The 7086-nt window shown below is 65.9% G+C and carries 10 protein-coding genes; 9 read left to right on the forward strand and 1 reads right to left on the reverse strand.

Annotated features, from left to right (window positions below):
- Positions 1 to 408 precede the first annotated feature (408 nt).
- Genes lipA through JHC99_RS16290 form a run of 4 tightly spaced genes read left to right on the forward strand, consistent with a single transcriptional unit; the run spans position 409 to position 3500 of the window.
- Entirely contained in the window at positions 409 to 1371 is a 963-nt protein-coding gene (gene lipA / locus JHC99_RS16275) for a lipoyl synthase (protein WP_292155631.1), read from the forward strand.
- A 49-nt stretch (positions 1372 to 1420) separates the two neighbouring features.
- The gene (locus tag JHC99_RS16280) at positions 1421 to 1876 is read left to right on the forward strand and encodes a type II toxin-antitoxin system RatA family toxin (protein WP_292155633.1); all 456 of its coding nucleotides are present in this window, start codon (positions 1421 to 1423) and stop codon (positions 1874 to 1876) included.
- Entirely contained in the window at positions 1873 to 2994 is a 1122-nt protein-coding gene (locus tag JHC99_RS16285; RefSeq protein WP_292155635.1) for an NAD(P)/FAD-dependent oxidoreductase, read from the forward strand. Before JHC99_RS16280 ends, JHC99_RS16285 begins: the two co-directional genes overlap by 4 nt.
- On the forward strand, positions 2991 to 3500 hold the full coding sequence (locus JHC99_RS16290; protein ID WP_292155637.1) for a GNAT family N-acetyltransferase: 510 nt from the start codon (positions 2991 to 2993) through the stop codon (positions 3498 to 3500). Before JHC99_RS16285 ends, JHC99_RS16290 begins: the two co-directional genes overlap by 4 nt.
- Here JHC99_RS16290 and JHC99_RS16295 read toward each other — a convergent pair.
- Positions 3497 to 3832 carry a hypothetical protein gene (locus JHC99_RS16295; RefSeq protein WP_292155638.1) on the reverse strand — a complete coding sequence of 112 codons (336 nt, stop codon included), beginning with the start codon at positions 3830 to 3832 and terminating at the stop codon, positions 3497 to 3499. The genes JHC99_RS16290 and JHC99_RS16295 overlap by 4 nt on opposite strands.
- Positions 3833 to 4019: 187 nt before the next feature.
- On the opposite strand from JHC99_RS16295, the gene rpmF reads away from it, so the two are divergent.
- The 5 genes from rpmF to JHC99_RS16320 form a co-directional block, all read left to right on the forward strand.
- Positions 4020 to 4202, forward strand: a complete 183-nt coding sequence (gene rpmF / locus JHC99_RS16300) for a 50S ribosomal protein L32 (protein WP_029416334.1) — start codon at positions 4020 to 4022, stop codon at positions 4200 to 4202.
- 104 nt (positions 4203 to 4306) lie between these two features.
- Positions 4307 to 4921: a hypothetical protein gene (locus JHC99_RS16305; RefSeq protein WP_292155645.1), complete on the forward strand. Its 615-nt coding sequence runs from the start codon at positions 4307 to 4309 to the stop codon at positions 4919 to 4921.
- Positions 4922 to 4996: 75 nt separating this feature from the next.
- Positions 4997 to 6274 (forward strand): phosphopyruvate hydratase, encoded by a 1278-nt coding sequence (gene eno / locus JHC99_RS16310; RefSeq protein WP_292155647.1) that lies wholly within the window; start codon positions 4997 to 4999, stop codon positions 6272 to 6274.
- A gap of 112 nt (positions 6275 to 6386) precedes the next feature.
- On the forward strand, positions 6387 to 6704 hold the full coding sequence (locus tag JHC99_RS16315) for a septum formation initiator family protein (protein WP_292155648.1): 318 nt from the start codon (positions 6387 to 6389) through the stop codon (positions 6702 to 6704).
- A 123-nt stretch (positions 6705 to 6827) separates the two neighbouring features.
- On the forward strand, positions 6828 to 7086 hold a 259-nt coding region (locus JHC99_RS16320), incomplete at its 3' end, for a thiamine pyrophosphate-dependent enzyme (RefSeq protein WP_292155650.1).

Here is a 7086-nt window from a genome sequence, read left to right on the forward strand (position 1 = left end):
GGAAAGCATCATAGCGGGGTTGGGGACCTGGGCGGGTTCGAGGGGGTCAGAAATCTGCAATCCGTTGCGGGGCAAGGGATTGGACGCTCGAACTTTGCAAGTTCGACGTGTTGGACAAGCCGTCTCCTCCCTGTCGCGAAGCGATGGGGAGGTGGATCCGAGCGCTTGCGAGGAGACGGAGGGGGAGACCCGGTGCTGAAAATGAGGGCTACTGGGCGCAACTCGACCGCTTGGAGAGTCACAACTGGACAAACCTCGTCGCCCCCTCCGTCACGGCCCTGAAGAAGGGCCGCGCCACCTCCCCATCGCTTCGCGACGGGGAGGAGAGTCTCCGACCGTTCAGACCCCGTCACCCCCCGTAACCGTCCGTGCCTTGCCTAAAGCGGCGAGAGCGACGAAATACCGGTCATGGTCACCCTGATCGACACCCTGACGAAGACGCCGGCGGAGTTGCGGCATCCGGAAAAGCAGAACCGGCCGGAGACGGCGGTGCTGCGAAAGCCCGACTGGCTGCGGGTCAAGGCACCCGGATCGGGGCAGTACAACGCCACCAGGGCGATCGTGCGCGAAAAGGGGCTGGTCACCGTCTGCGAGGAGGCGGCGTGCCCGAACATCGGCGAGTGCTGGAGCCAGAAGCACGCGACCCTGATGATCATGGGCGACACCTGCACCCGGGCCTGCGCCTTCTGCAACGTCAAGACGGGCCTGCCGCAGCCGCTGGATCCCGAAGAACCGGGCAAGGTCGGTCTGGCGGTGTCGCAGCTGGGCCTGAACCACGTGGTCATCACCTCGGTGGACCGCGATGACGTCGCCGATGGCGGCGCGGCCCACTTCGCCGAGGTCGTCCGCCAGATCCGGTTGCAGGCACCGAACACGACGATCGAGATCCTGACGCCCGACTTCCTGAGGAAGGACGGCGCGGCCGAGGTCATGATCGATGCGACCCCGGACGTGTTCAACCACAACCTGGAAACCGTGCCGCGGCTGTATCTGAAGATCCGGCCCGGCGCGCGCTACTTCCATTCGCTGCGGCTGCTGCAGATGGTCAAGGAGCGCGATCCGAACCAGTTCACCAAGTCCGGCATCATGGTCGGCCTGGGCGAGACCAAGGAAGAGGTCATGCAGGTGATGGACGACATGCGCTCCGCCGGCGTCGACTTTATCACCATCGGCCAGTACCTGCAGCCGACCCGCAAGCACGCCGCCATCGACCGCTTCGTGACGCCGGAAGAGTTCAAGGCCTATGAGGCGATCGCGCGGGCCAAGGGTTTCCTGATGGTGTCGTCCTCGCCGCTGACGCGGTCGTCACACCATGCGGGGGATGATTTCGCGCGGCTGAAGGCGGCGCGGGAAGGTCAGAACCGGCGTTGATCCCGGCTCTTCGCTTCGCTCCGGCCGGGATGACAAGGCATCGCGTCTGATGGCCATCCATCGCGTGACCCGCGTCCTGCCCTACACTCCGCAACAGCTCGCCGAGCTGGTGGCGGACATCGGGTCGTATCCGCAGTTCGTGAAGTGGGTCAGCTCAATGCGGACCTGGAACGCGCGCGAGGAGGCACCCGGCGTCGATCTGATCGATGCAGAGGCGCAGGTGGGGTTCTCGTTCCTGAAGGAGCGGTTCTCGACCTGGGTGCGGCATGACCGCAACCTGCCTCGCGTCGAGGTCGGGCTGATCCGGGGGCCGTTCAAGCATCTGAAGAACCGGTGGGATTTCCATGCAATTCCAGAGGGAACGCGCCTGGAGTTCATGATCGACTTCGCCTTCAGGAGCCCGATCCTGAACGCCATGCTGCACGCGAACTTCGATCTGGCGGTCGGCAAACTGATCGCCAGCTTCGAGGCCGAGGCGGCGCGGCGGTACGGGACGAAGACATGACCGCCTTCGATTTCGACGCCGTCGTGGTGGGGGCGGGAGCCGTGGGCCTGGCCTGCGGGCGGGCGCTGTCGAAGCGGGGCCTGACGGTGCTGGTGCTCGAGAAGGAAGGCCACATCGGCCAAGGGGTGTCGTCGCGGAACAGCGAGGTTATCCACGGCGGGCTGCAATATCCGATCGGATCGCTGAAGGCGCGGTTCTGCGTCGAGGGACGGCGGCGTCTGTATGACTACCTGGACAGCCACAAGATCGACTATCACAAATGCGGCAAGCTGGTCGTGGCCACCAACGAAGACGAGGTCGCGTCGATCGAGGCGATCTTCGAGCGGGCCGTGGCGAACGGGGTGGAGCGACTGGAGCACCTGACAGGTGAGCAGGCGCGCGCGCTGGAGCCGGCGCTGAACGCCCATGCGGCGATCCTGTCGCCCGAGAGCGGCATCTTCGCCAGCCACGACTATATGCTGGCCCTGCAAGGCGAGATCGAGGACGCGGGCGGGTCGGTCGTGGTCGATACGCCGTTCGAGCGGGCCGAGGCGCTTCCAGGCGGCGGGTTCACGGTGACGGCGGGAGGTGAGGGCGGTGCGGTCGTGACGACGCGGCTTCTGGTCACCGCGCCGGGTCTGTCGTCGCAGGATGTGGCGACGCGGATCGAGGGCTTTCCCGCCGACCGCATCCCCAGGGGCCATTTCGGCAAGGGGGTCTATTTCCGGCTGACGGGCAAGGCACCGTTCGAGCGGCTGATCTATCCGCCGCCGATCGCAGGCGCTCTGGGGACGCATTACCGCAAGGATCTGGGCGGGCAGGCGGTGTTCGGGCCTGACCTGGAGTATGTCGAGACCGAGGACTATTCGGTCGATCCCGCGAAGGCCGAAGGTTTCGCGACCTATATCCGGCGGTTCTGGCCGGGGTTGCCGGACGAGGCGCTGACGCCCGACTATGCGGGCATCCGGCCCAAGCTGCACGGGGCAGGGGAGCCGCAGCCGGACTTCCAGCTGGATGGCGAAGAGGTTCACGGCCTGCCCGGGCTGATGGCGCTGTTCGGAATCGAGAGCCCCGGCTTGACCAGCTCGCTGGCGGTCGGCGAGGCGGTGGCGGACCGGCTGCTCGGCGACGCGATTTGATCCTGCGGACGGAACGGCTGGTCCTGCGCCACGCCCGGCCGGCCGATCTGGAGGGGCTGCACGCCGTCCTGTCCGATCCTGGCGCGACCCGATGGTGGTCCACGCCGCCGCATGGGTCGCTGGATGAGACCCGACGATGGCTGGACGACATGATCGCGGGCAATGCGGCGGGCAGCGACGACTTCGTCATCGAGAGGGACGGGGTCGTCATCGGCAAGGCGGGATTCTGGCGGTTGCCGGACGTCGGCTATATCCTGCATCCCGACCACTGGGGGCAGGGGCTGGCCGGCGAGGCGGTCAGCGCGGCCTTGGACCATGTCTTTACGCACCGGCCGATCGAGGCGGTCACGGCAGACGTCGATCCCGAGAACGCGGCCTCCATCCGCCTTCTGGCAAGGCTCGGCTTCGTCCGGACGGGGTCGGCCGAACGAACCTGGAATATCGGAGGCGAGTGGAAGGACAGTCTGTATTTCGGCCTGGATCGGGAGACGTGGAGCCGCCGCTAGCGCGCGGGCCACATTGCCATCATGGCGATGCTCGCCGCCAGCCACAGCAGGGGCAGGAGGATGATGATCCAGGCGGTCCGCTGGCGGCGCAGGCCATAGGCGACCCAGCCGCCGATCACGCAAAGGACCATGGCGACGGGCAGGCTGAGGTTGATCAGGGCGTAAGTGTTGGCCCAGTCCATGTCGGTCGTCGTGGTCGAGGCCATCACCGACATCATGCCCCAGAACAGGGCGAGCGGCGCGGCCAGCGCGGTGAATACCGAATCAAGGATCAGGAAGAGCTTCAGTCGGGCCCGACCCGGAATGACCGGGGCGGTGGCGTCGGCGGACATGGGAGACTTCCCTTCAATGACAGTCGAGATTGGAACGCGGATCGGCGGTCAAAAGATGCCACCTGAGCGGCCTTGATATCGGCGACCCTTTCGGGCATAAGCCCCGGCTCGCAAGGCGGCTCAGACATGGGCCGCCGCTTGTTTTTCGCGTCCAGCCGGACGCCGAGCCTTAAAGATTGAGACGGACATGGCTGTTCCGAAGCGCAAAGTATCGCCCTCGCGTCGCAACATGCGCCGCGCCCACGACGCCCTGGGTACCAACCCGTACACCGAGGACAAGGACACGGGCGAGCTGCGTCGTTCGCACCACATCGACCTGAAGACCGGCACCTATCGCGGCCGCCAGGTCCTGACGCCCAAGGAAGACTAGGCCCCCTTCAGGCGGCTTTTTCGTCATTGATGACGGCGCGCGATGGCTTCGCGCGCCGTTTTCGTGCGTTGTGAGAGGATCGTTCGCTGACGAAGGACACCCTCATGATGCGTCTCGCCTGTCTCGCCCCGCTTGCCGTTCTGGCGCTCGCCGCCTGTGATCAGGCCCAGCAGCCGGCGTCCGCGCCGCCTGCTGCCACCACGCCTGCGGCACCCGCAACACCCGCACCTGCCGCCGATCCGAACATTCTGACGGCCGAGGGGATGGGTCCGGTGCAGATCGGGATGACGACGGCCGAGGTGACGGCCGCCTGGGGCGCGGACGCCAATCCCGACGCCGTGGGCGGGGCGGAGCCCGAGGTCTGCGACGAGTACCATCCGGCCAATGCGCCCACGGGCGTCCGGGTGATGATCGAAGAGGGCCGCCTGACCCGCATCGCGGCCAGCCGGGACGCGACGGTCAAGACCGATCGCGGCTTTGGCGTGGGCGACACGGCGACGGCGATCAAACAGGCCTATGGCGGGGCCGTCATCGCCCAGCCGCACAAGTATCAGGATGCGCCGGCCGAGGACCTGTTCGCGTGGAGCCGGGGCGGCTCGACCAACTATGTGCAGGATCCGAATGCCCGAGGCGTCCGCTACGAGATCGGCTCGGACGGCAAGGTCATGACCGTGATGGCGGGCGGGCCGTCGATCCAGCTGGTCGAGGGCTGCAGCTAAAGACCACGCCGTTCCTTGAAGTCTGCGCCGGTCGCGGGCTAAACGCTGGGGCACAACTCCAAGCCAGAGCGCCCCATGACCGACATCGCCGACATCGTCGCCCGCCAGATCCTCGACAGCCGGGGCAACCCGACCGTGGAAGTGGACGTGACCCTGGACGACGGCTCTTTCGGCCGCGCGGCGGTGCCGTCGGGGGCCTCGACCGGCGCGCACGAGGCAGTCGAGCTGCGTGACGGCGACAAGAGCGTCTGGGGCGGCAAGGGTGTGATGAAGGCGGTCGACGCCGTCAACGGCGAGATCTTCGACGCCCTGTCGGGGATGGACGCCGAGGATCAGCGCCGCATCGACGAGGCACTGATCACCCTGGACGGCACCGACAACAAGGCCCGCCTGGGGGCCAATGCAATCCTGGGCGTGTCGCTGGCGGTAGCCAAGGCCAGCGCCATCTCGGCCGGACTGCCGCTGCACCGCTATATCGGCGGTGTCTCGGCGCGCGTGCTGCCGACGCCCATGATGAACATCATCAACGGCGGGATGCATGCCGACAATCCGATCGACATCCAGGAGTTCATGATCTTGCCGACCGGTGCCGAGAGCTTTTCCGAGGCCCTGCGGATGGGGTCGGAAATCTTTCACGCCCTGAAGAAGCAGTTGAAGGACGCAGGCCACAACACCAACGTCGGCGACGAGGGCGGTTTCGCCCCCAACCTGGCCTCGGCCGAAGAGGCGCTGAGCTTCATCACCAAGGCGGGGCAGGCCGCAGGCTATCTGGCCGGGGAGGACTTCCACCTGGGTCTCGACGTCGCCTCCACCGAGTTCTTCAAGAACGGCAAGTACGAGCTGACCGGCGAGGGCAAGTCGCTGGATCAGGACGGGATGGTCGGATACCTGGCCGACCTGTGCGAGCGATTCCCGATCGTGTCGATCGAGGACGGGTGTTCGGAAGACGATTTCGAGGGCTGGAAGATGCTGACCGAACGCCTCGGCGACCGGATCCAGCTGGTCGGCGACGATCTGTTCGTGACCAACCCGGCGCGTCTGGCGGCCGGCATCGGCGAGGGCCTGGCCAATTCGATCCTGATCAAGGTCAACCAGATCGGCACCCTGTCGGAGACGCTGGACGCCGTCGATATGGCCAACCGCGCGGGCTATACCTCGGTGATGAGCCACCGGTCGGGCGAGACCGAGGATTCGACCATCGCCGACCTGGCCGTCGCGACCAACTGCGGTCAGATCAAGACGGGGTCGCTGGCCCGTTCGGACCGCACGGCCAAGTACAACCAGTTGCTGCGCATCGAAGAGATGCTGGGCGACCAGGGTGCCTACTTCGGCGACGGAATGCTGTTGAAATAACAGGGTTAACGCGGACAGAGCTTACGGCTCAGCTAGGTTTTGTTAGGCATTTTCGGTCAGGATCAGTCAACTGTATCCACGCTCAGAAGGAGCGTCCGAGTTGCCCGAACGGATGAAACCGTATTCGTTGTCCGCGTTCCTGCTGTTGCTGGTCGTCTATCTGGGCGTCCAGGCCCTGACGGGGCAGCGTGGACTCCTGAGCGGATCAGCGCGCGACGAGCTGCTGCTACAGCGCCAGGCCCAGTTGGCGGAACTGACCGAAGCCCGGGCCGATCTGGAAGTCCGCGCCCGCTATATGCGCACCGGCAGCCTGTCTCGTGACCTGCTGGAGGAACGGGCCCGCGTCGTGCTGGGGTTTGCGGATCCACGCGACTATGTGGTGCGGGTGAGCGCGCCTGTGGTACCGGTCACAAGACCTGTCACGTCCTGAACTATTGTTACAGGCGGAACCGGCCGCTTTGCCTTACGGGATCGAAGGCTGCTAAAGCCCCATTCCGTAACGATAAGAAGCCTGACGCCGTCGTGGCGCCGTGGCTCATTCGGGAGATCCTGGATGGCGAAAGCCCCCGCGAAGACCGCCCCCAAAGCCGCTGCCAAAATCCCCAACGCGCCGACCGCGTCGAAAGAGGATTTGCTGCGCTACTATCGTGAGATGGTGCTGATCCGCCGGTTCGAGGAACGGGCGGGCCAGCTGTACGGCATGGGTCTGATCGGCGGCTTCTGCCACCTGTATATCGGCCAGGAAGCGGTGGCCGTCGGCGTTCAGGAGAGCGTCAAACAGGGCCACGACAAGATCATCACCGGCTATCGTG

It is taken from the genome of Brevundimonas sp. (genome assembly GCF_016463485.1).
Lineage (GTDB): Bacteria > Pseudomonadota > Alphaproteobacteria > Caulobacterales > Caulobacteraceae > Brevundimonas.

Coding starts and splice junctions, on each gene's coding strand:
- lipA (WP_292155631.1), top strand. CDS start 409: ATGGTCACCCTGATCGACACCCTGACGAAGACGCCGGCGGAGTTGCGG.
- JHC99_RS16280 (WP_292155633.1), top strand. CDS start 1,421: ATGGCCATCCATCGCGTGACCCGCGTCCTGCCCTACACTCCGCAACAG.
- JHC99_RS16285 (WP_292155635.1), top strand. CDS start 1,873: ATGACCGCCTTCGATTTCGACGCCGTCGTGGTGGGGGCGGGAGCCGTG.
- JHC99_RS16295 (WP_292155638.1), bottom strand. CDS start 3,832: ATGTCCGCCGACGCCACCGCCCCGGTCATTCCGGGTCGGGCCCGACTG.
- rpmF (WP_029416334.1), top strand. CDS start 4,020: ATGGCTGTTCCGAAGCGCAAAGTATCGCCCTCGCGTCGCAACATGCGC.
- JHC99_RS16305 (WP_292155645.1), top strand. CDS start 4,307: ATGATGCGTCTCGCCTGTCTCGCCCCGCTTGCCGTTCTGGCGCTCGCC.
- eno (WP_292155647.1), top strand. CDS start 4,997: ATGACCGACATCGCCGACATCGTCGCCCGCCAGATCCTCGACAGCCGG.
- JHC99_RS16315 (WP_292155648.1), top strand. CDS start 6,387: ATGAAACCGTATTCGTTGTCCGCGTTCCTGCTGTTGCTGGTCGTCTAT.